The 25,507-nt window shown below is 69.5% G+C and carries 24 protein-coding genes; 14 read left to right on the top strand and 10 right to left on the bottom strand.

Annotation, left to right across the window (positions count from 1 at the left end):
- Positions 1–115: 115 nt before the first annotated feature.
- From cofD to G9C85_RS03870, 6 genes are all read left to right on the top strand, one after another.
- On the top strand, positions 116–1,108 hold the full coding sequence (gene cofD, locus G9C85_RS03895; RefSeq protein ID WP_166037098.1) for a 2-phospho-L-lactate transferase: 993 nt from the start codon (positions 116–118) through the stop codon (positions 1,106–1,108).
- 21 nt (positions 1,109–1,129) lie between these two features.
- Positions 1,130–1,894 (top strand): tRNA-dihydrouridine synthase, encoded by a 765-nt coding sequence (locus tag G9C85_RS03890; protein WP_166037097.1) that lies wholly within the window; start codon positions 1,130–1,132, stop codon positions 1,892–1,894.
- A 100-nt stretch (positions 1,895–1,994) separates the two neighbouring features.
- On the top strand, positions 1,995–2,855 hold the full coding sequence (locus tag G9C85_RS03885; RefSeq protein WP_166037096.1) for a triphosphoribosyl-dephospho-CoA synthase: 861 nt from the start codon (positions 1,995–1,997) through the stop codon (positions 2,853–2,855).
- Positions 2,852–3,571, top strand: coding sequence for a DUF447 domain-containing protein (locus tag G9C85_RS03880; protein WP_166037095.1), 720 nt, complete (start codon positions 2,852–2,854; stop codon positions 3,569–3,571). The genes G9C85_RS03885 and G9C85_RS03880 overlap by 4 nt, the downstream gene beginning before the upstream one ends.
- A gap of 81 nt (positions 3,572–3,652) precedes the next feature.
- Complete coding sequence (locus G9C85_RS03875) at positions 3,653–3,847, top strand: 30S ribosomal protein S17e (RefSeq protein WP_166037094.1); 195 nt, start codon at positions 3,653–3,655, stop codon at positions 3,845–3,847.
- Between the two features lie 180 nt (positions 3,848–4,027).
- Positions 4,028–5,008 (top strand): aldo/keto reductase, encoded by a 981-nt coding sequence (locus G9C85_RS03870; RefSeq protein ID WP_166037092.1) that lies wholly within the window; start codon positions 4,028–4,030, stop codon positions 5,006–5,008.
- Positions 5,009–5,108: 100 nt separating this feature from the next.
- On the opposite strand, the gene G9C85_RS03865 is transcribed toward G9C85_RS03870, so the two are convergent.
- The 4 genes from G9C85_RS03865 to G9C85_RS03850 all read right to left on the bottom strand — a co-directional run bounded on the left by G9C85_RS03865 (position 5,109) and on the right by G9C85_RS03850 (position 8,415).
- Positions 5,109–5,687, bottom strand: coding sequence for an NADPH-dependent FMN reductase (locus tag G9C85_RS03865; protein WP_166037090.1), 579 nt, complete (start codon positions 5,685–5,687; stop codon positions 5,109–5,111).
- Between the two features lie 72 nt (positions 5,688–5,759).
- Entirely contained in the window at positions 5,760–6,539 is a 780-nt protein-coding gene (locus tag G9C85_RS03860) for a winged helix-turn-helix domain-containing protein (protein WP_166037088.1), read from the bottom strand.
- A 61-nt stretch (positions 6,540–6,600) separates the two neighbouring features.
- Positions 6,601–7,305, bottom strand: coding sequence for a DUF3267 domain-containing protein (locus G9C85_RS03855; RefSeq protein WP_166037086.1), 705 nt, complete (start codon positions 7,303–7,305; stop codon positions 6,601–6,603).
- Positions 7,306–7,380: 75 nt separating this feature from the next.
- Entirely contained in the window at positions 7,381–8,415 is a 1,035-nt protein-coding gene (locus tag G9C85_RS03850) for an A/G-specific adenine glycosylase (protein WP_166037084.1), read from the bottom strand.
- A 164-nt stretch (positions 8,416–8,579) separates the two neighbouring features.
- Between G9C85_RS03850 and G9C85_RS03845 the strand changes: the two genes are divergently transcribed.
- Positions 8,580–8,900: a hypothetical protein gene (locus tag G9C85_RS03845; RefSeq protein ID WP_166037082.1), complete on the top strand. Its 321-nt coding sequence runs from the start codon at positions 8,580–8,582 to the stop codon at positions 8,898–8,900.
- A gap of 83 nt (positions 8,901–8,983) precedes the next feature.
- Here the strand turns inward: G9C85_RS03845 and G9C85_RS03840 are convergent, their stop codons facing one another.
- Positions 8,984–9,130: a hypothetical protein gene (locus G9C85_RS03840; RefSeq protein ID WP_166037081.1), complete on the bottom strand. Its 147-nt coding sequence runs from the start codon at positions 9,128–9,130 to the stop codon at positions 8,984–8,986.
- A gap of 124 nt (positions 9,131–9,254) precedes the next feature.
- Between G9C85_RS03840 and G9C85_RS03835 the strand changes: the two genes are divergently transcribed.
- The 3 genes from G9C85_RS03835 (at position 9,255) to G9C85_RS03825 (ending at position 12,667) form a co-directional block, all read left to right on the top strand.
- On the top strand, positions 9,255–11,237 hold the full coding sequence (locus tag G9C85_RS03835) for an ATP-dependent DNA ligase (RefSeq protein ID WP_166037079.1): 1,983 nt from the start codon (positions 9,255–9,257) through the stop codon (positions 11,235–11,237).
- Between the two features lie 136 nt (positions 11,238–11,373).
- Positions 11,374–11,835, top strand: a complete 462-nt coding sequence (locus G9C85_RS03830; protein WP_166037077.1) for a hypothetical protein — start codon at positions 11,374–11,376, stop codon at positions 11,833–11,835.
- 88 nt (positions 11,836–11,923) lie between these two features.
- The gene (locus G9C85_RS03825; RefSeq protein ID WP_166037075.1) at positions 11,924–12,667 is read left to right on the top strand and encodes an MBL fold metallo-hydrolase; all 744 of its coding nucleotides are present in this window, start codon (positions 11,924–11,926) and stop codon (positions 12,665–12,667) included.
- A 127-nt stretch (positions 12,668–12,794) separates the two neighbouring features.
- Here the strand turns inward: G9C85_RS03825 and G9C85_RS03820 are convergent, their stop codons facing one another.
- Positions 12,795–13,892: a DNA topoisomerase IV subunit A gene (locus G9C85_RS03820; protein WP_166037073.1), complete on the bottom strand. Its 1,098-nt coding sequence runs from the start codon at positions 13,890–13,892 to the stop codon at positions 12,795–12,797.
- A 2-nt stretch (positions 13,893–13,894) separates the two neighbouring features.
- Positions 13,895–16,345, bottom strand: a complete 2,451-nt coding sequence (locus G9C85_RS03815) for a DNA topoisomerase VI subunit B (protein WP_166037071.1) — start codon at positions 16,343–16,345, stop codon at positions 13,895–13,897.
- A gap of 363 nt (positions 16,346–16,708) precedes the next feature.
- Between G9C85_RS03815 and gyrB the strand changes: the two genes are divergently transcribed.
- The gene (gene gyrB, locus G9C85_RS03810; protein WP_166037069.1) at positions 16,709–18,634 is read left to right on the top strand and encodes a DNA topoisomerase (ATP-hydrolyzing) subunit B; all 1,926 of its coding nucleotides are present in this window, start codon (positions 16,709–16,711) and stop codon (positions 18,632–18,634) included.
- On the top strand, positions 18,631–21,117 hold the full coding sequence (gene gyrA / locus G9C85_RS03805; protein ID WP_166037067.1) for a DNA gyrase subunit A: 2,487 nt from the start codon (positions 18,631–18,633) through the stop codon (positions 21,115–21,117). The genes gyrB and gyrA overlap by 4 nt, the downstream gene beginning before the upstream one ends.
- Positions 21,118–21,209: 92 nt before the next feature.
- On the opposite strand, the gene G9C85_RS03800 is transcribed toward gyrA, so the two are convergent.
- On the bottom strand, positions 21,210–21,632 hold the full coding sequence (locus tag G9C85_RS03800) for an HIT family protein (protein WP_166037065.1): 423 nt from the start codon (positions 21,630–21,632) through the stop codon (positions 21,210–21,212).
- 208 nt (positions 21,633–21,840) lie between these two features.
- Here G9C85_RS03800 and G9C85_RS03795 point away from each other — a divergent pair, with 208 nt between their 5' ends.
- Positions 21,841–22,914, top strand: coding sequence for a ferredoxin--NADP reductase (locus tag G9C85_RS03795; RefSeq protein WP_166037063.1), 1,074 nt, complete (start codon positions 21,841–21,843; stop codon positions 22,912–22,914).
- 173 nt (positions 22,915–23,087) lie between these two features.
- On the opposite strand, the gene G9C85_RS03790 is transcribed toward G9C85_RS03795, so the two are convergent.
- Both G9C85_RS03790 and rocF read right to left on the bottom strand, forming a co-directional pair.
- Positions 23,088–23,903, bottom strand: a complete 816-nt coding sequence (locus G9C85_RS03790; protein WP_166037061.1) for a GIDE domain-containing protein — start codon at positions 23,901–23,903, stop codon at positions 23,088–23,090.
- Between the two features lie 115 nt (positions 23,904–24,018).
- On the bottom strand, positions 24,019–24,948 hold the full coding sequence (rocF, locus tag G9C85_RS03785) for an arginase (protein ID WP_166037059.1): 930 nt from the start codon (positions 24,946–24,948) through the stop codon (positions 24,019–24,021).
- A 119-nt stretch (positions 24,949–25,067) separates the two neighbouring features.
- Between rocF and G9C85_RS03780 the strand changes: the two genes are divergently transcribed.
- On the top strand, positions 25,068–25,484 hold the full coding sequence (locus G9C85_RS03780; protein WP_166037057.1) for a hypothetical protein: 417 nt from the start codon (positions 25,068–25,070) through the stop codon (positions 25,482–25,484).
- Positions 25,485–25,507: the final 23 nt, after the last annotated feature.

The raw sequence follows: 25,507 nt of genomic DNA, 5'->3' as shown, positions 1-25,507 counted from the left end.
TCGTCGAGCCCCCGGCGTGGAGCGGTTCGCGGTCGTCCGCTCGCGGGAGGCGGTCGCGGTCTCGCGCACTGAATGGGCCGGAACCGTTTAGACGAGCGCCCGGGAACGGGCTGGCATGGTGACGTTTCTCTCCGGTGGCACCGGAACGCCGAAGTTGCTTGAGGGAGCCGCGGGCGCGTTCTCGCCGGACGAGACGACGGTCGTCGCGAACACGGGCGACGACGTCGAACTCGGCGGACTGATCGTGTGTCCGGACCTCGACACGCTCATTTTCCAGGGCGGTGGCGTCCTCGACCGCGACCGTTGGTGGGGGATCCGCGGGGACACGACGCGAACGCACGACGCGCTCATGGACGTGGCCGAGGCCGCGGGACTCGAGGGGGGTCCGCAGTTCCTCTCGGAGGAACGCCAGACGGAGGGGCGACCGCTCTCGCGGTGGCGTCGGTTCTCCGGCGTCGCGGAGTTCATGGAGATCGGCGACCGCGACCGGGCGGTGCACGTGACGCGAACGAGCCTCCTCGACCAGGGGTACACGCTCGCGGAGGTAACCGACGAACTCGCCGCCGGCTTCGGGCTGGAACTTGACTTGCTCCCGATGACGAACGACCCGGTCGCGAGCCTCATCCACACGCCCCAGGGCGTGATGCACTTCCAGGAGTTCTGGGTGGGGCGGGACGGCGAGCCGACCGTGGAGAACGTCGAGTTCCGCGGGTCCTCGAACGCCGAACCCGCACCGGGCGTACTCGACGCGCTCGACGACGTCGTCGTCATCGGGCCGTCGAACCCCGTGACGAGCATCGGGCCGATGCTGTCCGTGCCCGGCATCGGGGCGGCGCTCGAGGACGCGACGGTGGTCGCGGTGTCGCCGTTCCTCGGCGACGAGGCGTTCAGCGGCCCCGTCGCCAAACTCATGGACGCGGTCGGCGGCGAACCGAGCACGCAGGGACTGTCGAGTGCGTATCCGTTCGCGGACGCGTTCGTCGTCGACGACGAGGACGACGCGTCGTTCGACGTGCACACGGAGCGGACGGACGTCCGCATCGACGGCCGCGAGGACGCCCGGCGTGTCGTGGGGGCGGTGACGCGCGCCATCGACGCAGTTGAGTGACCGCACCGCGTAGCCAGCGCCGTGACCGACTCGTTCGTTCCTGGACCGTTCGAACCGCGGCTCGCGCTCGCGAGCCTCTCCGGCGAGTCCGACGCGGCCTGGGCACACCGGGGAGCCGACTACGCGGGTGCGGCGTTCCTCGGCGGCATCGCGCTCGACGAGCCGTCGCGCGAGGCGGCGCGCGCGCTCGTCGAGCGCGACAGGACGGAGTTCCTGCCCGCCGACCCGCTCTCGTGGATCGACGACCAGCTTGCGGCGCTCGCTGACGCGGACCTCCGCGCGGGCGTGAACGTCCGCGCGACGACGCCCGAACCGGTCCGCGCTGCTGCCGAAGCCTGCGCCGCCCACGACGCCATCCTGGAGGTGAACGCGCACTGTCGCCAGCCCGAGCTGCGGGCGGTCGGCTGCGGCGAGACCCTGCTCGCGGACACCGACCGCCTCCGCGAGTACGTCGCTTCGGCCGCGGCCGCGGACGCGACGGTGAGCGTGAAGGTGCGCGCCGAGGTCGACGGCGTGGACCTCGCCGAGACCGCCGCCGCGGTCGCAGACGCCGGCGCGAGCGTCCTCCACGTCGACGCGATGGACTCCGAGTCCGTCGTCGCCGACGTCGCGACCGCAGCGCCCGAGCTGTTCGTCGTCGCGAACAACGAGGTCCGGGACGCCGTGAGCGTCCAGGAGTACCTCGCGTACGGCGCGGACGCGGTCAGCGTCGGCCGACCGAGCACCGAACCCGTCGTCCTCGACCGCGTCCGCGACGCCCTCCGCGAGGCGCGCGTCGACGCGTAACACGGCAGGTTCGACCGCTCCGAACGCACGGTACCCGCCGGGGCGGCCAGTGCGGCCGCTACCCGGCGGACTTTTTCCGGTCGGCCGCGAACGCGCTATCGTGTACTCGACCGCCGCGAACGCGGAACTCGCGCTCCTCCTGGAGGTCGCGGGGACGCCCAAGCCGGGGAACGTCGACCGAGAGCGCGACCTCCCCGACCTGCGCTTCGAGCACTTTCTCGCGGGCGCAGTCGGCGCGCGTCCCGGTCTGGACGCGCTCGCGGACCCGTCCGTCGGCGTCGGCGAGGGATTCGAGCGAGCGGTAGCGGGGATGAGCGAACAGTCCGGCGGGAACACGCAGTTCGGCGCGCTCCTCGTCCTCGCACCGCTCGTCCGCGCCGCCGCGACTGGTCCCTGCACCCCGGGGCGCGCTCGCGAGGTGGTCGCGGCGACGACCGTCGAAGACGCCGCGGCGTTCTATCGCTCGTTCGACCACGTCGACGTGTTCGTCGGCGACCCGCCACCGGACGCCCCGGACCTCGACGTCCGCCGCGGGAGCGCGGCGGTGCCGGCGGTCCGCGACCGCGACCTCACGCTCGGGGACCTCATGGCGGAGAGCGCGGACCGGGACGGCGTCGCCGCGGCGTGGACGACCGGCTTCGAGCGCGCGTTCGACGCCGCCGACGACGTCGCGGCCGCGGACGGCCCGCTCGCCGACCGCGCGGCCGACGCGTTCCTCGCGCTCCTCGCCGAGGAACCGGACACGCTCGTCGCCGAGAAGCACGGCGACGCCGTCGCGCGCGAGGTCACCGAGCGCGCGAGCGACCTCCGAGAGGCGGGCGTCTCGGTCGCGACCGACCGGGACGCGGTCGACGCGTTCGCCGACGACCTCGTCGACCGCGGCGTCAACCCGGGGACGACCGCGGACCTCGTCGCCGGCGCGCTGTTCGTCGCGCTCGAAGCCCACGGGGTGAGGCCGTGAGCGACGACCGCGCGAGCGCGTCCGACGACCACTGGCCCGCGGACCTCCGCGGCGTCACCGAGACCGTCGTCGCGACGCGCGGCCCGAACGACAGCTGGAACCACGCCGCCCTCGGCGTGCACGCTCGCACACCCGACCCCGGCGATGGCGCGTCGAGCGAGAGGGGCACGACTGAACCCGACGATGGCGCGTCGAGCGAGAGGGGCACGACGGAATCGACCGAGTCGGACGCGGTGACGGCGTTCACGTACGGGCGGACGCGGACGTGGCGGAACTTCCACGCCCGCGGTGGCGGCGTCGTCCAGTTCACGATCGACCCCGTGGACTTCGCGGAGGCCGCGCTCGGCATCCACGAGACCGACGACGCCGTCCTCGACTCCGCGGACGCCTGGGTTCGCGTCGAGGCGACGCCGATCGACGCGACCGACGAGGACGGGACGCGCGTCGAGACGTGGCGGCTCGACCCCGTCGAATCCGAGGAACGCCGACGCGTCGTCCCCGTCGTCAACCGCGGGCACGCCGCCGTCGTCGACGCGACCGTCGCCGCCTCCCGCATCGGCGTCCCCGGGTTCGACGACGACGCGCTCCGCGAACGACTCGACCGCGCCGTCCAGGTCGCCGCGACCTGCGGCGGGCCGCGCGAGCACGAAGCCATCCGCAGGGTCGCCGCGCTCGCCGACGACTGGACGCCCACGCCAGACCTCCCCGGGGACTGATCGGTCAGCACTGACACGAGCCACCTGGAGTCCCCGCGGGAGAACGAACCCTTTTTGGGGGCGAACGGGGAACAAATCGGTATGGCCATCAAACCCGACTACGTCAAGAAGACGGGTACTATCCTCCTCGACCAGTACCCGACGGCGTTCACGACCGAGTTCGAGACCAACAAGCAGAGCGTCCAGAAGCTCACGAACATCGAGTCCAAGGGCGTCCGCAACCGCATCGCCGGCTACGTCACGCGCAAGAAGAACACCGCCGCGGCCGAAGCCTGACGACGGACCTGACTCCCGCACTCGCCTCCGTAGCGGCCGCACTCTCTCACTGCGTCCGCGGACCACGTACGCTGGCTCCACCGTTCACACACGCCGGATTCGGCGACGGGACGCTTCCCTCCACTCTGAGGCCCTGCCGCTGTCCCAATCCTTAGGCCCCGTGCCCGCTACCGTTGAATCATGGACGAACGACCGCTCGGGACGACGGGCGAGACGGTGACGGAGGTCGGACTCGGGACGTGGCAGATCGGCGGCGACTGGGGCGACGTGCCCGCGGACACCGGCCGCGAGGTCGTCCGCACGGCGCTCGACGAAGGCGTAACCTTCCTCGACACCGCGGACGTCTACGGCGACGGCCGGAGCGAACGACTGATCGCGGACGTGCTCGCCGAGCACGACGCCGACCCGTTCGTGGCGACGAAGGCCGGTCGACGACTCGACCCGCATCGCGCCGCGGACTACGACCTCGAGCACCTCCGCGAGTTCGTCGACCGGTCGCGCGAGAACCTCGACGTCGACGTCCTCGACCTCGTCCAGTTGCACTGTCCGCCGACTGACGTCTACTACCAGCCGGAGACGTTCGACGCGCTGGAGGCGCTCGTCGACGAGGACCGCGTCGCGAACTACGGCGTCAGCGTCGAACGCGTCGAAGAGGGCCTGAAGGCGATCGAGTACGATGGGGTCGAGACCGTCCAGATAATCTTCAACCCGTTCCGGCAGCGCCCCGCCGAGCACTTCCTCGACCGCGCCGCCGACGCCGACGTCGGCGTCATCGTCCGCGTTCCCTACGCGTCCGGCCTCCTGACGGGCGCGCTCTCCGCGGACGACGAGTTCGCGGAGGACGACCACCGAAACTTCAACCGCGACGGCGAGGCCTTCGACGTCGGCGAGACGTTCGCGGGCGTCCCCTTCGACGTCGGCCTCGACGCCGTCGACGAACTCCAGTCCCGCACCGGCGTCGACGACCTCGCGGCGTTCACGCTCCGCTGGATCCTCGACCACGACGCCGTCACGACCGTCATCCCGGGGACGACGACGCCCGCGCACGTCGAGTCGAACGTCGCCGCCGCCGACCGGCCCGCGCCGACCGACGACGAACGCGACGCCGTCGCCGCCGTCTACGACGAGTACGTCCGCGAGCACGTCCACCACCGCTGGTAGCGAAGCCACGACGCTATACGCAAGCAGTCACCTGGCGCCACCGTTCCGCGGCGTCTCGGAGCAGTCAGCGGGCGCGTCTGTCCGCGGAGTACCGGGGCAGTCAGCGAGCGCCGACGTTCTCCTGGCTCTCGAAGCTGTGCGGGTCCGGTTCGATGTTCGCGTACTGGACCGCGCGCCGGCCGAGCGTTCGCACGCGCTCCTCCAGGCCGTCGTCGACGAACGCGCCGTCCTCGAACGCCCGCGAGGCCTTCGGGATCGCGGCCTGATGTGGAATCACCCACGCGTCGAGCGCCCGGCACACCGACCGCAGGTGCTCGAGCGCGGTGACGGGGAACCCGCCGCCGGCGACGGCGAGCAGGCCGACGGTCTTGTTCTCGAACTCGTCGAACCCGCAGTAGTCGAGCGCGGTCTTCAGCGGCGACGAGTACGACCCGTGGTACATCGGCGAGCCGAGGATGATGGCGTCCGCGTCCCCGACCGCCGCGCGGAGCGCGTCGGCGTCGCCGGCGTCGTCGTCGTCCGCGTCGAACACCGGCAGGTCGAGCGCGCGGAGGTCGACGAGGTCCGTGCTCGCACCCACGTTCTCGGCCGCCGCGAGCGCAGTTTCGAGCGCCGTCCGCGTGTGGCTGTCCTCGCGGAGACTCCCGCAGAGCGCGACGACGTGCACGTCCGATGGCATACTCGACCCGACGCGGACCGGCGTCAAAAAACCCCGTTCACCCGGAGGAGGTCGACGCCCCCTGTCGTCGGGCTACAGCGGGATCGGGTCCGCGCGCTCGAACTGTTCGTCGACGAAGTCCCGCGCCCACGCGACGGCGTCGGGCGCGTCGTTCGTCACGACCGCGGACAGACTCGATCCGTCGTGGACGCCCATCGCCACGACCGGCCCGGCGTCCCCGCGTTCGAGGACGACCACGCCCGCCGTCGGTAGCGTCTCGACGCGATGCACGGTCACCCGCCCGGTGCTCGCGGCGCGCTCGATGGCGTCCCGGTGCGTCGTCGTCAACTCGGTGAGCGCCTCGTCGCTGAACGCCAGTTCGGCCGTCAACTCGCCCGCAGTGACGCGGCGCTCGAACGCGTCCACGTACGCGCCGTACGCCGCCGGCGAGAACCCCCTGGCGTACGTCGCCTCCTCGACGAGGTCGACGAACGCCATGATCGGTCGGTCCGGTGCCGACACCGACGCCCGGACGACGTCCGCGTCCGCCAGGAACACGGGCGGCGCGAACTCGCGCGACGGCAACTGCGACACGACGTCGTGGCATTCCCAGAGCGCCTCCAGTCGCGCCGTGAACGCTCCGTAGACGTCGAGCGCCACCTCGCCGCACGTCGTCAGCTCGATGCCGTCGGGACCGCGCTCGGCGAGTCCGCACGACTCCAGCTGGCGGACCGCGCGGTCGACCGTCGACCGGGCGACGCCGAGTTCCCGGACGAGCGCCGGCTTGTCCCGCGGTCGTTCGTCGAGCGCCCCCAGGATCTCGCGTCGCCGGGTCAGCGTCCCCACGAGGTCGTCGCGCTCACCCGAATCCATACCACCCACACTCGGCGGACGGTCCTTACGCCTTACGGCAGTTCGCTCGAATCGTCACAGGTCACGACCGTCGCGTCTGCCGGTTCTCGTCCTCGCCCCCGCCCCGGTAGAAGACGTAGCTGTGCCGCGCGTCGCTGTCGTAGAGGAGGACGTCGCCGGGCATCCGGAGGAGCGTCGCGACGAGGTAGAGGTCGCCCGCGGCACCGGTGGTATTGAACAGGAGGCCGACGAACGCGACGAACGCCACCGTCGGGTTCGGAACGAACAGGGCTGCGACCAGGATGGCGTCGATGACGACGAGCGGGGCGGCACCGACGAGGAGGTTGTGGTCCCGGCGCTGGAACTGGTGGAAGGCGGCGGCGTAGAACGCGCCCATTCCGACGAGGACGCCGTAGGACACTTCGTAACCGAGCAACCGATACGCGAGCCCGTGCACGAACTCGTGGAGCGCGGTGACGGCACCGACGCCGAAGAGGAGTGCGAGCGCGAGCACGCCGAGATCGGTCGTGAACGTCACGCTATCGGCGGTCTCCTCGATGGCGACCGCGGCCGCGAGCGCGTCCGGCCCCTGCGCGACGTACAGCAGCCACCCGAAGAGGGCCAGCGAGAAGACGGTGAGGGCGGCGACGAGGGCGACGAGGCCGACGAGCGGATACCGGAACTCGACGGGGTCGGCGTACCCCGGTGGCGTCTCCGGGAGCAGCGTCGCGTCCGGGTCGTGCTCGCTCTGAACGGGCGTGCCTCTCGGCCCCTCGAGCGACGTCATATTCCCGTCGTCACGGAGCGAGGACTAATCGTTGGCGGCGCCGACGGCGGTCTCGTACCCGCTGTCGACCGGCGCTCAACGAGCGAGGTGCGCGGTCACCTGGTCGCCGTCCGTCCGGAGGTCGACGAGGCCGTCGTCGTCGAGGTCCGCGAGGAGGCCGTGGAGCCAGTCGCGACCGTACGTTCCGCCGGCTCCCCCATCTCCGTCGGCCTCGCCGGGCACGTAGTCGACGCGGATCCGTGGGCCGAGTTCGTCGAGCGCGAGCTCGCCGTGCTCGCCGAGGACGTTCACGACGCGCCCGCGGAACTGGCGGCGACTCCCCTCGAAGCTCGGCTGGGTCGGGACGTCGGGCGCGGTGAAGTCCCCGGTCTCGTACGCGTGACACCACGTCCGCCACGGACACCCGGCCTCGTCGCAACTCGGCGTCTTCTCGCACGCCACGCCGCCGAGCTCCATGATGGCGTTGTTCCACACCCGGGACTCGCCCGCGGGCATCAGCTCGCTGGCCGCCGCCTCGAACGCGTCGTCGTCGTCCGGCACGTCGAACGCTCGGTACAGCACGCGCTTGACGTTCGTGTCCACGACCGCATCTCCCTGATTGAACGCGAAGCTCGCGACCGCGTTCGCGGTGTACGGGCCGACGCCCATCAGTTCCTGGAGGCCGTCGGGCGTCGCCGGGAACTCGCCGTCGTGCTCGGAAACTACCTGCTGGGCGGCCTCGTGCAGGTACTTCGCGCGGTTGTTGTACCCCAGGGAGTGACTCGTCCAGAACCCGACGACGTCGCCGCGGTCGGCGGCCGCGAGCGCGTCGACGTCCGGCCACTCGTCGAGGAAGTCCGCCCAGGCGTCGACGACGCGGTCGAGCTGGGTCTGCTGGCTCATCACCTCGGAGACGAGAATCTCGTAGGCGTCGTCGGTGCGACGCCACGGGTAGTCGCGGTGGTCGGCCTCGTACCACTCGACGAGCGCCGCCCGCACCGCGTCCACGTCGTCCGGGAGCGCCCACGCGTCGCCCTCGGTCGCCGTTCCCGAATCCGCGTCGCGTTCGCCGTCGCCTGGAGCTTCCGCGTCGCGTTCGCCAGCGGCGTCGCCGCCGTTGCCTGCCGTCATCGGTCCAGATTCGGGAATCGACGGACAAGGGCGTGCCGGTCTCGGGGCGCCATCTGGGCGATCGCGATCGCGGCTTGGACTGCGAACGCGCTCGCGCCTGCGAACGCTTGCGACTCCGTCGCCGAGGCGAAAGGCGTAGGCGTCCCGCGCACCCACTACGGGGCATGACGCTCGACGACCTCGCCGACGACGTGGCCGAGACCGCGGACGACCTCGAGACCGAGACGTTCCACCTCGACGCGGAAGCGCGCACCGAGCTCGCGATGCTCGCCGCCGCGTTCGACAACGACGAAACGAGCGCGCTCCTGGAACGCGCCGTGCACGCGCTCTTCCAGACGACCGTCGAGACCGGGAAGCTCGACTTCCACCTGCGCGCGAACTACGACGTCACGTACGACGAGTACCTCTCGGGGATGACCTACGACGAGATGACGGGCGGGGCGACGTACCCGACCGACGACGGCGACCGCCGCTACCAGTTCTGACTCGCGGGGCGACGGCTCGCTCCCGCAACGGCTCGCTCCCGCAACGGCTCACTCTCGCGACAGCCCGTACTCTCGGAAAGCGGTCACATGTGCTCTTCGTCCAGTACCCAGCCGATCGCGCGCTTGTAGTACGTGAACATCTGCCTGACGCCTTCGTGGTTCATGTTCTCGTCCTCCAGTTGCTCGGTGAGGAACTCGTACTGCTCGCGGATCTCCGCCTCGTCCTTCATGCAGGGCGATAGCAGCGCCGAGGACAAAAGTCCAATCACGCTCCAGTCGTGGGGCTCCGGTGCCGCCGCAGTGGGTCACTCGAAGCCGCGATGCTTTTTGACCCCCCGTTTGTAGAGGGGTGCGATGGAGTTCGCCGCGTTCGCCGACCGGGCACGGGCAATCGAGGAGACCGACGCGGACCTCGCGGTCGTCGCGGCCGTCGCAGAGCTGTTCGCGGACGCCGACGACGACCTGGCGACGGTCGCACGATACGTGCAGGGCCGTCCGTTCCCGGCGTGGGACGACCGGACGCTCGCGGTCGGGCCGTCGCTGTGTCACGAGGCGCTCGCGCGCGCCGCCGACCCGAACGTCGACGCTGACGACGTCGAGGACCGCCTCGCGGACGTCGGCGAGATCGGCGCGGTCGCCGCCTCGCTGGAGTTGGGTGGCCAGCAGGGACTGAGCGCGTTCGGCGCGGGCGGCAGCGAGGACCTCACCGTCGCCGAGGTCGGCGCGGAGTTCGAGGCGATGGCGGCCGCCACGGGCAGCGGAAGCGAGGGCAATCGACGCGACCGCCTGTTCGGCCTGTTCAACCGCGCGAACCCGACCGAAGCACGATTCCTCGCGCGCCTCGTGCTCGCGGAGATGCGCATCGGCGTCGGCGAGGGCACCGTCCGCGACGCCATCGCCGGCGCGTTCCTCGCCGACGACTGGCCGAGCGCGCCCGACGCCACGGAGGCAGCGGCCGGCGGCGCTGGGACCGAAGACGACGACGCAAATGCGGACGCTGACGACGGCGGGGTCGAGCAACTCACGCTCGCTGACGCTGCCGCGACGGGCGACGGGGACGAGGGAGGGGACGACGACGAAGACGACGACGAGGGAGGCGACGAAGACGAGGGTGCCGGCGAAGACGAGGGAGCCGACGAGGCTGGAGGAGCGGCCGAGGACTCGACTCCGGCGGCGGTCGAGCGGCCGCCCGCGGACGCGGTGGCGGCGGTCGAGCGCGCGCTCCAGGTCTCGAACGACTGCGGGCGCGTCGCGGAGGTCGCGCGCGAGGAGGGCCGAGAGGGCCTGGAACGGATGGAACTGGAGGTGGGACGGCCGGTGCAGGCGATGCTCGCGCAGGCGGGTGCGGTCATGGACGTCGTCAAGTCGTGGGACGGCGTCGCGGTGGAGACGAAGTACGACGGCGCGCGCGTCCAGGTCCACCACGACCCGCGCGGGGAGACGCGGCTGTTCTCGCGGAACATGGAGGACGTCACGGCGGCGCTCCCGGAGATCGTCGACTACGTGCGGGCGACCGTGGACGTACCCGTCATCCTCGACGGCGAGGTGATCGCGGTCGACGACGGCGACGTCCTGCCGTTCCAGCGCGTGCTCGAGCGGTTCCGCCGGAAGCACGACGTCGCGGCGGCTCGCGAGGACGTCGCCGTGGAACTGCGTGCGTTCGACTGCCTGCACCACGACGGCACGGACCTGCTCGACGCGCCGCTCCAGGACCGCCGGCGGCGTCTGGAGCACGCGATGGACGGCGCGAGTGCGACGTACGCCGTGATGTACGACCCCGACAAGATCGACGCGTTCGAGGCGGCGGTGCTCGATGAGGGCCACGAGGGCATCATGCTCAAGGACCCGGACTCGACGTACTCCGCGGGCAAGCGCGGCCAGGAGTGGCTGAAGCGCAAGCCCGACGTGGAGACGCTCGACGTCGTCGTCACGGGCGCGGAGTGGGGCGAAGGCCGCCGTGCGAACGTCTTCGGGACGTTCGAGGTGAGCGTGCGCGTCCCCGACGACGACGGTCGTGGGGACGCCGGGGACGGTCGTGCGGACGCAAGCGACGGGTCGCGGTACGCGACGATCGGGAACGTCGCGACCGGGATCACGGACGCGGAACTCGACTCGCTCACCGAGCGCCTCCGCGAGCACGTCCGGACCGAGGACGGCCAGACGGTGACGTTCGACCCCGCGGTCGTCTTCGAGGTCGGCTACGAGGAGATCCAGGCGTCGCCGACCTCGGAGTCGGGGTACGCGCTCCGGTTCCCGCGGTTCGTCGCCGTCCGCGAGGACAAAGCGCCCGCGGACGCGGACGACCTGGCTCGCGTCGACCGGCTCGTCGAGGACTGAACGACTCGTCGAGGACTGAACGACTCGTCGAGGACTGAACGACCCGTCGGGGACGACCGTACCACGGCGTGAGCGACCACCGGACACGGCCACAATCATAATGTGGTCCGCTGCCGGCGTTCATACCTATAGACGCATGAGTCCGGGGGATTTCGTCGACTCGCGCTCGCCGGGGGACGAGCGCGTCGACACCGACCGCAGCCCGCACCGCACGGCCGCACGCAGGCTCGAACGCGCGTTCGCGCGGCACCTCGATCGCGACAGCTTCGCCGACTGCGCTCGGGTGGTGGTCCACGACGGGCCGGCGGGACGGTACGAGTACGTCGACGGCGTCCACTACGTCGCGGACGTCGCGGACGACGTCCGCGAGCGCGTCGAGGCGTTCGTGCACGAACGCGACCTGGAAGTCGTGATGGACGGCCACGCCGGCGTCGCGTTCGGGTACGACGATCCCGCCGCGGCCGCCGACGTGCACGTCGCCGGCGCCGTCGTCGCCGCAGCGTTCGACCTGTCGTTCGTCGACCTGACCGACGTCGTCGAGGTGCTCGACGCCACGACGCGCGTCTCCTGGACGGAGCCAGGACCCCAGACCGCCTGAGTCCTGGCGGAGTCACCGGTCGACTGGCGCCTGCGTCCTCGCGTCGGCGTTCGACACGTCTATCCTCCCGACCCGACTACTGGCGTGCATGACCGTCTCGCACGACTCCCTCGAACTCGACTGGCTCGGGTACGCGACGCTCCGCATCGCCAGCGACGACGCCGTCGTCTACGTCGACCCCGGCCGCTACGGCGTCCTCACCGGCGAGTGGACGCCCGACACGCCCGGCGTCGCGCACCCGCCAGCGACCGACTACCGCCCCGAGGACGGCGACGTCGTCTGCGTCACGCACGACCACCACTACGACCCAGACGGCATCCGGCGCGTCGCGGGCGAGGACGCGACGCTCGTCGTCTTCGACGGCCTGAACACGCACCGCATCGACCGCGTCGACGACCGCCCGGTCGACCTCGACGTCGACGTCCGCTGGGTGGACGCCGAAGCCGACTTCGCGGTCGGCGAACCCATCGTCCGGACCGTCCCTGCGTACAACACGCCCGACGGCCACACGCGGCCGAACGGCGACCCATACCACCCCGAGGGCCGCGGCTGCGGGTTCCTCCTCACGCTCGACGACACGACCGTGTTCTGGCCGGGCGACACGGACGTCCTCGACGGCCACGCCGAACTCGACGTCGACGTCTTCTGTCCGCCCATCGGCGGGAGCTTCACGATGGATCGTCACGAGGCCGCCGACCTCGCCGAAGCCATGGCGCCGGACCTCGTCGTCCCCATCCACTACAACACGTTCGCCGCGCTCGAAACCGACTCCGCGGCATTCGCGGACGAGCTCGACGACCGGGGCGTCGCGGTCGAACTCGACGAGGACTAACTGACTGCGGAGCATACGGCGACCACGAGGTCGCCGTTTTCGTGCTGTGGTTCGGTGGCGAGCGCGATCGGTGAGAGAGCGTGCTGAGAGAGACGAAGTAGCGGGTGGGGGCGTCTTCGCGGGGGCTTCAGATGACGTCCATGTCGTCGAGCCGAGACGGCAGGTAGGTGTCCGTCACGAAGTCCAGGCCGCGGGCGGCGAGCGCCTGCTGCTCGGCTTTCTTCTCGATGTCGAGCTGGAGTTCGATCTGTTCGGTCCAGAACTCGTCCTGGAACCGCGGGTCGTCCAGTTCGCTCTCCAGCGCGTTCACGTCCGAGTCGCTTAGGGGGTCCGTCGGGAGGTCGTACTCGACGATGTCCTCGGGCCGGATGCCGACGAACTCCGCCTCCGGCGTCGCCAGGTACTCCGAGAGGTGCGCGGACTTGATGGAGCCGTAGGACACCGACCCGAAGATGCGGTACGACCACGGGTCGCTGTCAGTGAACACCACGACCGGTAGCCCGAGTTCGTCGTGCAGTCGCTTCGTGATGCGCCGCGTCGCTCTCGCCGGCTGGCCCTTCAGGTGGACGACGAGGCAGTTGTACTCCGTGTCGAACCCGTTCTCCACGAGGCGGTCCCGCATCCCACCGGTCTCCACCGCGAGCACGAAGTCGATGTCGTGGTCGAGGAACTCGATCGTGTCCGGGTTGTTCGGGATCTGGTACCCGCCCTCGCCGACGTCCTTCTGGCAGTGGATGACGCGCTCCCCGCGACGCGTCTGCTCGCGGAGTTCGAGCGGGCCGATGAGCGTCGCGCCGGACTCCTCGGGCCGCATGTGGAAGTCCTCGCGCTTCACGTCGCTCACGATCTCCAGGTCCTCCACGAGCTTGTTCGACTCGTCCTGCCCGTTGAACTGCGCCTCCTCGTTGTCCCAGGACTCCGACAGGTAGTAGAGTTCACGCAGCGTCGACGAGCGGTCCTCCTCGAGCTGGCGCGCGAGGAACTCGATCGTGTACGCCGCCTTCAGGAGCTTCCGCGCGCCACGCACCGAGTTCGCCGACCGCGTCGACGTCCGGTCGCCGTACACCCAGACGTGCTTGTCCTCGTCGAACACGATGTTGCTCTTCGTGCGCGTCGGGAGCGTCATCTCCGGGATCTCCCCGCGCTCGAACTGGTCGTAGAACTCCGCCGCCAGGTCCACGAGCTTCTCGCGGGCCATCGCGTTCGAATCTGTAGCGTCACTCATTGTCAGTCACTCACCGTCAGCTTCGGTCCCTCGACCGCCGACACCGACAGGTCCAGGGTCGCGTCCGTCTCGACCGTATACGTGAGGCGAGCCTCCTCGCCCGCCGGCACGTCCGGCGACCACTTCACGAACCACTCGCCGTCCATCTCCACGACGGTCGCCCCGTCGGTCACGTCGCGGGGCTCGCTGTCCACGATGTCCGTCACGTCCGGCGACTCGTTCCGGTCCGAGTGGTTCTCCACGACGACCGTCACCGTCTGCTCGTCACCGTCCGCCACCACGTCGCGCTCGACGAGGACGTTGTTCATGATGCGCGCCAGGGCGTCCCCGATGTCCGGGTTCGGCCGCCCCGTCACGTCCGAGACCTTCTGGGCCATGACGGGGAGGATCTCCCCGAGGACGTTCTGCTTCTGCTTTCGCTTCCGCATCGACTGCTGCTTGTTCAGGTAGGACTTCAGTTCGCGAGCGGCCTCCCGCACCGCGAGCTCGATCTCGTCCTCGATCTCCTCGACGCTCGCAACCGCGTCCTTCGACTCGCTCGTGAACGGCACGTTCGTCGACGCGACGTGCACCATGATCACCGCCGGCCCGGTCGGGACCCCGGTGCCGCCGGGCTGGTCGAGGTTGTAGTTCCGCCACCCGATGCCCTTGATGGTCTCCGTGATCGCGCAGCCGCCGCGCTTGTACACGAGCGGTACGCGGTTCGCGTACCGCAAGAGGTCCGCCTGTCCCTCCGCCTCGATCTCGCCGCCGTACGCGATCCCGGCCTCGACGACGAACGGGTCGCCGGCGTGGACCTCCGCGTCCCGCGACGACGCCGAGTAGAACTCCGCGTCGTACTCCTTTCGCAGCCCGGCCTCGACGAGCTCCGCCGAGATCGGGGAGAGACACGACGTCGGCGGGGCGATGATGTCCGTCGCTCGCATCCCCGCAACCAGCTTGCTGGTCGCGTCGCGGTCCTCGGCGAGCTCGCGAGCGAGCGGCGGGTCGTCGCTCACCGTCCGCATCACGCGCCAGAACGCGTCCGTGACGTTCTCGCGCGCCGTGTCGCCGAACGTCGCGTCCTCGCGGTCCTCCGTCATGTCCGCCGACCGGTCGACGAACTCGCGGACGTCGTCGCGCGTGAATCGACCGCGCCACGCGTCCGCGTCCTCGGGCTCCGGGACGAACTTCGCCGCGAGCCGCTCGGCGAACGCGCGGATCGTCTCGTCGTCCTTCCGCGTCGACGTCGCCTCGTCGGCGAGCGCGAACGCGTCCGAGATCAGGCGCTCGTTCGCGGCCTGATCGGGCTCGTCCGGGTCGAACCCCGTGATCGCGCGCCACGCCGCCTCGACGGCGTTCTCGCGCACGGTCTTCCCGAAGTTCTTCCCGTGATCGGCCTCGACCGCGTTCGCCTCCTCGGCGACGAACCGCTCGACGTGTTGGTAGGCGACGCGGTCCATCTCGTCGACGCGCTTCGCGACCGCGTCCGCGAACGCCGCCGTCGCGTCCGCGCCCTTGTTCGACACCGCTCCCGACACCGCACGCGCGACGTCGCCGTCCTCGTGGGCACGAGGCGGCGTCCACGACATCTCCCGGCCGTAGTGGCGGTCGCGGAACTCGTCGATCACCTTGTCGGCGGTCTTCTTCCCGACGCGCGTGAACTCGTTCTGGAGGAACCCCGACACCGAGTGCGAGTCCGTCGCCGACAGCATCTTCAGGACGTTCCCGAGCTCGACCCCGTGGGGGTGAGGTTTGATCTCCTCGGTCTCCGCGGGGAGCTCGTCGGTCGCGCGCTCGAACTTGAAGTGCTCGCGGGGCTCCTTCAACTCGAGTCTCGCGTGCGGGTTCACGACCGCCGTGTGCTTCACGTAGTCGTGGAGCTGCTGGCGAGCGCGCATGTTCCCCTCCATCTCCAGTTCGATGCGCGTCCCGTGCGGGCGGTCCCAGGACGTCGTGCCCTCGTCGCGGATCTCGGGCTCGTTCGTGTCCGTGTCGATGACGAGCTCGAAGTACTGCGCGGTGTCGCTGCCCTGCGTGCGACTCGTCACCTTCGCCGGCTTCCCGGAGGTGAGCTGGGAGTACAGGACGGCGGCAGAGATCCCGATCCCTTGCTGGCCGCGCGCTTGCTCCCGGGCGTGGAACCGGCTCCCGTACAGGAGTTTCCCGAATATCTTCGGGATCTGTTCTCGCGTGATGCCCGGTCCGTTGTCCTCGACGACGAGCCGGTAGTAGTCCCCGGCCTCCTCGATCTCGACGTAGATGTCGGGGAGGTGCCCGGCTTCCTCGGTCGCGTCGAGCGCGTTGTCGACGGCCTCCTTGACGGCCGTGACGAGCGCCCTGGCGCCCGAGTTGAACCCGAGCATCTGCTTGTTCTTCTCGAAGAACTCGGCGATGGAGATGGCGCGCTGGTTCTCCGCGAGCTCCGCGGCCATCCCCTCGTCTTCGCCGAGTGACGACTGGAACGAGGTCATTCTGTGACTGCCCTTACCCCCTCGGGGATTAAAAGCCGTTCCCTACCTCGGTGAAAGTGAAACGTACGACGCGGCGATCGCGAATCGGGCGGGCGGGGACGCGGACTCGAGTCGCAGGTCGTCGCTCGATGAACGAGGCGCCCGCTCGTCGACTACTGGTACCTGGCGCCCCGACACGTCAGATGTCGAGAACGACGAGCGTCCGTCGTGGCGACCGGCGACCCCGGGCCAGATTGCCGTCGGCGCGCATCGTACGGAACCGGCTCCCTGCGTGGCGTTCGAACGCTGACTCCCACGCGCGTGGGCGAGCGCGCACACGGTACTTTTATCAGTAGCAGTCGTCTATGCGAGAGCAGGTATTACATGTCCGAGGAAAGTGACTACAGCGCCGGGCAAATCCAGGTCCTCGAGGGCCTGGAGGCCGTTCGGAAGCGTCCGGCGATGTACATCGGCTCTACAGACTCTAGAGGGTTGCACCACCTGGTGTACGAGGTGGTGGACAACTCCATCGACGAGGCCCTGGCCGGGCACTGCGACACCATCGACGTGTCCATCCACGAGGACGGCTCGATCACCGTCAGCGACGACGGCCGCGGCATCCCCGTGGACACGCACGAGGAGTACGACCGGCCGGCCCTCGAGGTCATCATGACCGTCCTCCACGCGGGTGGGAAGTTCGACAACAAGTCCTACCAGGTCTCGGGTGGCCTGCACGGCGTCGGGGTGAGCGTCGTGAACGCGCTCGCCGAACGCCTCGAGGTCGAAGTCAAGCGCGAGGGCGTCGTCTGGCGGCACGCGTTCGAGCGCGGCGAACCGCAGGGCGACATGGAGCGCGTCCGCGACATGCGTGCCGACGAGGACAACGGGACGAGCATCCAGTTCTGGCCGGACACCGACATCTTCGACGCGACCGAGTACAAGTACTCGACGCTCGCGAACCGGCTGCGAGAGCTGGCGTTCCTGAACTCCGGCGTCGCCATCTCGCTGTCCGACGAACGCGACGAGAGCGGCGAGACGTTCGAGTACGAGGGCGGCATCCGCGAGTTCGTCGAGTACCTCAACGAGACGAAGACGCCGCTGCACGACGACATCATCTACTTCGACGACGAGGAGGCCGTCGACGACGGCGTCATCCAGGTCGAGGTCGCGATGCAGGCGACCGACGAACTCCAGGGGTCGATCCACGCGTTCGCGAACAACATCAACACGCGCGAGGGCGGTACGCACCTCACGGGGTTCAAGACCGCGCTCACGCGCGTCGTGAACGACTACGCGACGGACCAGGGGATGCTCGGGGACCTGGACGAGAACCTCAAGGGCGAGGACATCCGCGAGGGGCTCACGGCGGTCATCTCCATCAAGCACCCGGACCCGCAGTTCGAGGGGCAGACGAAGACGAAGCTCGGGAACGGCGAGGTACGCGGGGTCGTCGAGTCCGCGATGCACGAGAACCTCGATACGTACTTCGAGGAGAACCCGAGCACGGCGAAGGTCATCGTCTCGAAGGCCGTCGAGGCGGCGAAGGCGCGCAAGGCCGCGAAGAAGGCCGAGGAGCTCACTCGACGCAAGTCCGCGCTGGATTCGACCAGTCTCCCCGGGAAGCTCGCGGACTGCCAGACGAAGGACCCCTCCGAGGCGGAGCTGTTCATCGTCGAGGGCGACTCCGCGGGCGGGAGCGCGAAGCAGGGTCGGAACCCCGAGTTCCAGGCGATCCTTCCCCTCGGCGGGAAGATCCTGAACGTCGAGAAGCATCGGCTCGACCGCGTGCTTGAGAACGAGGAGATCCGGAGCATGATCACGGCACTCGGGACGGGCGTCGGCGACGAGTTCGACGTGGACAACGCCAGGTACGAGAAGATCATCTTCATGTGCGACGCCGACGTCGACGGTGCGCACATCCGCACGCTCCTCCTGACGTTGTTCTACCGCTACATGCGACCGCTCGTCGAGGCGGGGTACGTGTACGCGGCCCAGCCGCCGCTGTACCGCATTCGGTACAACGGGAACACGTACGACGTGATGACGGAGGCCGAGCGCGAGCGCGTCGTCGAGGAGAAGTGCAACGGGAACCCGACGCAGGTCCAGCGGTTCAAGGGCCTCGGGGAGATGAACCCCCAGCAGCTCTGGGACACGACGATGGACCCGGACAACCGCGTGCTGAAGCAGATCACGATCGAGGACGCGGCGGCGGCGGACAAGATGTTCTCGGTGCTGATGGGTGACGCCGTCGGGCCGCGCAAGCAGTTCATCAAGGATCACGCCGCCGAGGCGGAGTGGGTGGACATATGAGTTCGGAACCAGCCGACGACCCCGACGTTCCGGCCGACCGCGTGAAGCACGTCCGCATCGAGGACGAGATGGAGCAGAGCTACATCGACTACGCGATGAGCGTCATCGCGGGTCGCGCGCTCCCGGACGTCCGCGACGGCCTGAAGCCCGTGCATCGCCGGATCCTGTACGCGATGCACGAGATGGGCGTCTCCCCGCGCTCCTCGCACCGGAAGAGTTCCTCGATCGTCGGGGAGACGATGGGTGACTACCACCCGCACGGGGACCAGGCGATCTACGACACGCTCGTCGGGATGGCCCAGGACTTCTCGATGCGGTACCCGCTCGTCGACGGTCAGGGGAACTTCGGGTCGATGGACGGCGACCCGGCGGCGGCGATGCGGTACACGGAGGCGCGGATGGCGCCGATCGCCGAGGAGTTGCTCGCGGACATCGAGAAGGACACGGTCGACTTCACGCCGAACTACGACGACCGCCTGACGGAGCCGGACGTCCTCCCTGCCGCGTACCCGAACCTCCTCGTGAACGGGAGTACGGGGATCGCGGTCGGGATGTCGACGAAGATTCCGCCGCACAACCTCGGGGAGGTCGTCGACGCGACGATCGACCTCATCGAGAACCCCGACTGCGACGTGACGGACCTCATGGAGCACGTGAAGGGGCCGGACTTCCCGACGGGCGCGAACATCGTGGGGAAGAACGCGGTCCGGAAGGCGTACGCGACGGGCCGTGGCCGACTGCGCGTTCGCGCAGAGTACGAGGTCGAGGAGTGGAAGAACGGGCGGGAGCGCATCATCGTGACCGAGCTCCCGTTCCAGGAGAACAAGGCGCGGATGGTCGAGCGCATCGCCGACGACGTGAACGAGGGCAAGATCGAGGGGATCACGGACCTCCGCGACGAGTCCGACCGGAACGGCGTGCGCGTCGTCATCGAACTGAAGCGCGGCGCGAACGCCGACGTCGTCGAGAACAAGCTCCTCGAGCATCACCTCGAGAAGACGTTCGGCGTCATCAACCTCGCGCTCGTCGACGGTCAGCCCCAGGTCCTGAGTCTGAAGGAGACCCTCGAGCACTACGTCGAGCACCGCAAGGAGGTCGTGACGCGGCGCTCGCAGTTCGAGCTCGACGAGGCCGAGGATCGCGCGCACATCCTCGAGGGCCGACTGAAGGCGCTGGACAACATCGACGACGTCGTCGACCGCATCCAGGACAGCGAGGACCGCGACAGCGCGAAGGAGAACCTCCGCTCGGCGTACGACTTCAGCGAGGCGCAAGCCGAGCACATCGTCCGGATGCAGCTCGGGTCGCTGACGTCCATGGAGCGCGCCGAGATCGAGTCCGAGTACGAGGACGTCATGGACACCATCGAGTACCTCGAGTCCGTGCTCGGGAGCGAGGAGAAGCTCCTGTCGGTCATCGTGGACGAACTCGAGGCCGTCAAGGACGAGTACGACGACGACCGACGGACGAGCTTCGTCGAGGACACCGGGACGGTGACTCACGAGGACCTCATCCCCGAGGAGGAGGTCGTCGTGGTCGTGACGGAGGACGACTACGTGAAGCGGATGCCCGTCGACCAGTTCGACGCGCAGAACCGCGGCGGGAAGGGCATCATCGGCGCGGACGTCAAGGAAGGCGACAGCGTGTCGAAGGTGTTCCGCGCGAACACGCACGACTACGTGCTCGCGTTCACGAATCACGGGCAGGTCTATCGCCTGAAGACCTACGAGATCCCGGAGGTCTCCCGGACCGCGCGCGGCAAGTCCGCGGTCAACCTCCTGAAGCTCGACGACGGCGAGGAGATCACGGCGGTCGTGACGACCGACGACTTCGAGGCCGAGGAGTGCGTGACGATGGTCACGAAGAACGGGTACGTCAAGCGGACGACCGGCGAGGACTTCTCGAACATCCTGACGACGGGCATCATCGCCGCGGACCTCGGCGAGGACGACGCGCTCGTCGACGTGGAGGTGACCGACGGCTCGAAGGACCTCGTCGTCGCGACCGAGGACGGGATGACGATCCGGTTCGACGAGCAGGAGGTGCGGACGATGGGTCGGAACGCCAGGGGCGTCCGCGGCATCGACCTCGAGGGCGACGACCGCGTCGCGGGGCTCGTCGCGACCGACCACGACGACGAGAAGAGTCTCCTCACCGTCACGGAGAACGGCTACGGGAAGCGCACGCGCCTCTCGAACTACCGCCAGCAGGGCCGGTACGGGAAGGGCCTCATCGACATCAAGACAAACGAACGCAACGGGCGCGTGACGAGCGTGAAGGCGGTCGCGGACGACGACGACCTCGTCGTGATGAGTGACCGCGGCCAGATCATGGTCACGCACGCCGCCGACGTCAGTCTCGTCGGCCGGAACACGATGGGCGTCACCATCATGGACCTCGACGACGGCGACAACGTCGCGAGCGTCGACGTCCTGCCCGCGGCGACCGGCGCGGCCGACGCGGTCGACGCCGACGACGACTGAGCGAGCGAGCACCGCGGTCGCTCGGGCGGTGTGGTCCTCCAATGGACCCCGGCGCGGCGTCCGACTCGTTGGCACCCAGGGATGCGTTTCGGTCAGGAGCGACCCGCTAGCTCGTCTCGAACCGTTGCAGCGACCTCCCGTTGGGTCGTCTCGTCGGCGGGCTCGGCGTTCCACCCCAGAGACAGCGTATCGTCTTCGTATCGCGGAATCACGTGGACGTGAGCGTGAAAGACGTCCTGTCCTGCAGCGACGCCGTTCGACTGAACGACGTTGAAACCGTCGAGCTGGTAGACGGATTCGAGCGCACCTGAAACGCGATGCACGGTTTGAAATACCGCTCCCGCGAGGGGCCTCGGCGCGTCGGTTAGCGTCTCGTAGTGGGGCTTTGGAACGACGAGCGTGTGCCCGCGAGCCGCGGGTTCGATATCGAGGAACGCGAGCGTCTGCTCGTCCTCGTACAGCCGGTACGCGGGCGATTCCCCGGCGACGATGCCGCAAAACACGCAGTCTGACATGACTGGCACGTTCTCCGCGCGACGGAAAACGCTACGGGCTCTCGGCCGGCGCCGTCGTGGGGTGTCCCGCGCGCGGCATCGAACGTCCGTTTCGGTCGAGACTCCGACCGACGGATTCGTCCGGGGACGACCGTCCCGTCGCCCGTCGCGACGTCGCGGTCGCTCGTCGCCCCGGTGTCTTTTCTCCCCTGCCCGAGTATCCCCGCGCATGGACGTCCCAGAGCACCTCGGGCACCACGAGGCGGCCGAGGAGTTGCCGCTGGTGACGGAGTCGGCGGTGGTGACGGCGGTCGAAGCGATGGACCGCAACCGCACGGCGGATATCGAGAACGCCGTCGGGCGCATCCTCGACCGGAACGACGCGAGCGACTGGTATCGCGACCCGGGGCGGGGAGCGGACGAGGGCCTGCGGAGCGAGCGCGTCGACTGGGACGACCTCGTCGGTCGCGCGACCGACGCCGGGTTCCCGGACGACGACGTGGACGCCCTCGCGGACCTCGCCGTGCGCTTCCAGCGACCGTACCCGTCGCTCCTCCGGGTGCGCGTTCGACTGGACGACGACGTCGACCTCTCGTTCGCGCCCGGTCAGTACGCGACCGTGACGTTCGACGGCCACCCGCGGCCGTACTCGATCGCGAGCTCGCCGACCGCGGACGAACTCGAGTTCTGCATCCGTCGCGTCCCCGGCGGTCGTCTCACGACCGACATCTTCCAGTACCTCGACGTCGGCGACGAGGTGACGATCCGCGGGCCGAACGGCGAGATGGTACTCGGGGCGCCCTCGACGCGCGACCTCGTCTTCCTCGCGACCGGGACCGGCGTCGCGCCCTTTGCGAGCATGATCGACTACGTGTACGCGACCGACCGGCACGTCGTCGACGGCCACGAGCGCGACGTCTGGCTGTTCCTCGGCGCCGCGTACGAGGACGACCTCGCGTACCGCGAGGCGTTCCGCGACTACGACCGCGAGCGGGACGGCTTCCACTTCGTGCCGACGCTCACGCGCGAACGCCGCCTCACCGACTGGCGCGGCGAGACCGAGTACGTCCAGCGCGTGCTCTTGAAGTACGTCGACGACGACGCCGTGGACGCGAGCGCGCTCCCGGCGAGACTGGCGGCGTACGCGAGCGCCGATCCGGCGTTCGACGTCGACGCACGCATCGACCCGGGCAACGTCGACGTGTACGCGTGCGGGATCACAGCGATGGTCGACCAGCTCGTCGACGCGACGCGCGCCGTCGGCGTCCCCGCCGAGCGCACGCAGTTCGAGGGGTTCGGGTGACCGCCGCCGCGCGAACGACCCCTCCAGGGGCGAGGAGTCACGCGAGCGTGCTGTAGAACAGGACGAGTGGAATCCACGAGAACAGCCCGCCGAGGACGAGTCCGCCTCGTAGGTGTCCTCGAGGACGAGGTCCGCGCCCGTCGGGTCGACGCCGACGCTCCCCGTCCCGTCGCTCACGCACCGACCATCGAGTACACGACGAACGCGGGGACGGCCGCGAACACCGCGCCGAACGCGACCGCGCCGATCCCTCGCTTGAGGTACCGCCACTGTGCCTCGCCCTCGCCCGCGTCCGCGACGACGAACGGCCGTCCGAGCACGCCGCCCAGGACGCCACCGTCGCCGCCGTCAGCGATCGACGGCGTCGCACCGGCCACGGCGGTCGCGGTCTCCGCGACGCCCGTGACGAACGTCTCCATCCCCGGATCCAGACGGCGTTCCGTGAACCGTTGTTTGTCGCCCGTCGCGAGCGAGAGCGGCCCGAGGTCGAACGACCCCGTCTCGTGGTCGAGGTCGTCGCGACCGTCGACGAACGCCCGCACCCGCTCGGGGAGCTCCTCGTCGTGCCCCACGACCACGCGGTAGTCCCGCTCGAGGGAGAGACTCGACTCGGCGGGGTCGACGCCGACGGCGCCGGTATCGTCGGCGACCCGGAACGGGACCGACTCCGTCCCGGTCGCTCGCGTGTGCCAGTTCGAGCCGTCGTCGTCGTGCTGGTACTCCTCGACCTCGAACTCGTACGCGAGACAATCCTCGCCCGAGAACGGTGCCTCGAGCGTCCGGTCGCCGTCCTTGGCTTCGCCCTCGACCTCGACAGCACCGGCGTCGACGCTGTGAACGTCCGTCGGCGTCGTCGCCTTCATCGTCGCGTACGTCCGGAGACTCAGCAACCCGTACCCAACCATCGACAGCCCGACGAGGAGGAAGACCCCCAGGAACGCGAGCGGGAGGAGTTCCACGCCACCGAACTGCAGGACTACTCCGAGCATGCCGTCGAGTGACGGCATCCCTCGTCATAGACCTAGGGGCACGATATCGGAGACGAATCGGGGCCGCTCTCGCGATCGGGGCGGTTCGGGAGACGTCTCGAGAAACGGGGTCGGCCTACCTGCGGCCGAGGATGCGCTTGCCGAGCGCGCTCGCGGCGAGTTCCGTCGCCAGCTCGGCGGTCTCGTTGTGCTCGTCGAGGATCGGGTTCACCTCGACGACCTCCATCGACCGCAGCGAGTCGTGCTCGCCGTCGTGCTCGGCGACCAGTTCCAGCGCGTGGTGGGCCTCGCGGTACGTGACGCCGCCGCGGACGGGCGTCCCGACGCCCGGCGCCTCGTTCGGGTCGAGCCAGTCGAGGTCGAGACTGACGTGCACGCCGTCCACGCCGTCGCTCGCGATCGACATCGCTCGGTCGACGACCTCGTCGATGCCGTGCTCGTCGATGTCGCTCATCGTGAACGCCGTCCCGGCGCTCTCGCGGACGGCCTCGGCCTCCCGGTCGTCGACGCTCCGCAGCCCGACCCAGACGACGTTCTCCGGGTCGAGTCGCGGCGCGGTCGCCCACTCGACGCCCTCGAACTCGTCGTTCCCGAGTGCGGCAGCCAGCGGCATCCCGTGCACGTTCCCGCTCGGCGACGTCGACGGCGTGTTCATGTCCGCGTGCGCGTCGAACCACACCGTCCCGACGTCCGCGTCCGCGGCCGCACCGCGGAGCGACCCGATCGCGACCGAGTGATCGCCACCGATGACCAGCGGGGTCGCCCCGTCTCCGATGGCCGCGGCCACCTCGTCGGCGACCTGGTGGCTGACCGCCTCGACCTCCTCGACGAACTTCGCCCGCCCCTGCTCGGGCACGCGCTTGTCCGCGTCCTGGGTCTCCGCCGGCGGCGCCGTCACGTCACCGACGTCAACGCACGCGACGCCCGCCGCCTCGAGTTGCTCCTGGAGGCCCGCGTACCGTATCGCGGACGGCCCCATGTCGACGCCTCGTCGATTCGCGCCGTAGTCCGACGGCGCCCCGATGATGCGCGCTTCCTCGCTCATGCGCCAGCGTACTCGCGGTCCCCGTATCAAACGCCCGGTTGCGAATCCGGGAGACGAAAGCGGTCGTTTGACCGAACGAGTTACTTTAGTGGTCGGTCCCGGTACGTCGTCGCATACCGATGAGCAGACAGTACGAGGGCTGGCGGTACGCGCCGCTACGGTTCGCGGTGTGGGTGCTCGCGGTCGTCTACCTCGGTCGGGTCCAGTACGACAACACCCTCTGGGACCTCAAGCAACTCACGGTCGGCCGCGTCCTCGTCCGCACGACGTGCATCGGTCTCGTGCTCGCGTTCGTCTACTGGAACGTCGCAATCGTCCCGCCGCGCGTCGCGGCAGTGCTCTGGACCGGCGTCGCCCTCATGTACGGCGCCGTGTTCGCGCTCTACGTCGTCGTCGAGACCGGCGTCGACTACGTGGACGCCGCCGACCCCCTCGACCGCCGTGCAGCAACCCGGGCCATCGACCCCGACGAGAAGCAGAGCGACGTCGTCGGCGGCTACCGGTTCGGCGACATCGCGGACGAGCGCTCCGACTAGCCATCTCGTCACAGCGCTTAATC

The organism is Halorubellus sp. JP-L1 (assembly GCF_011440375.1).
Taxonomy (GTDB): Archaea; Halobacteriota; Halobacteria; order Halobacteriales; family Natrialbaceae; genus Halorubellus.
This window is presented reverse-complemented; position numbering and strand designations above follow the sequence as displayed.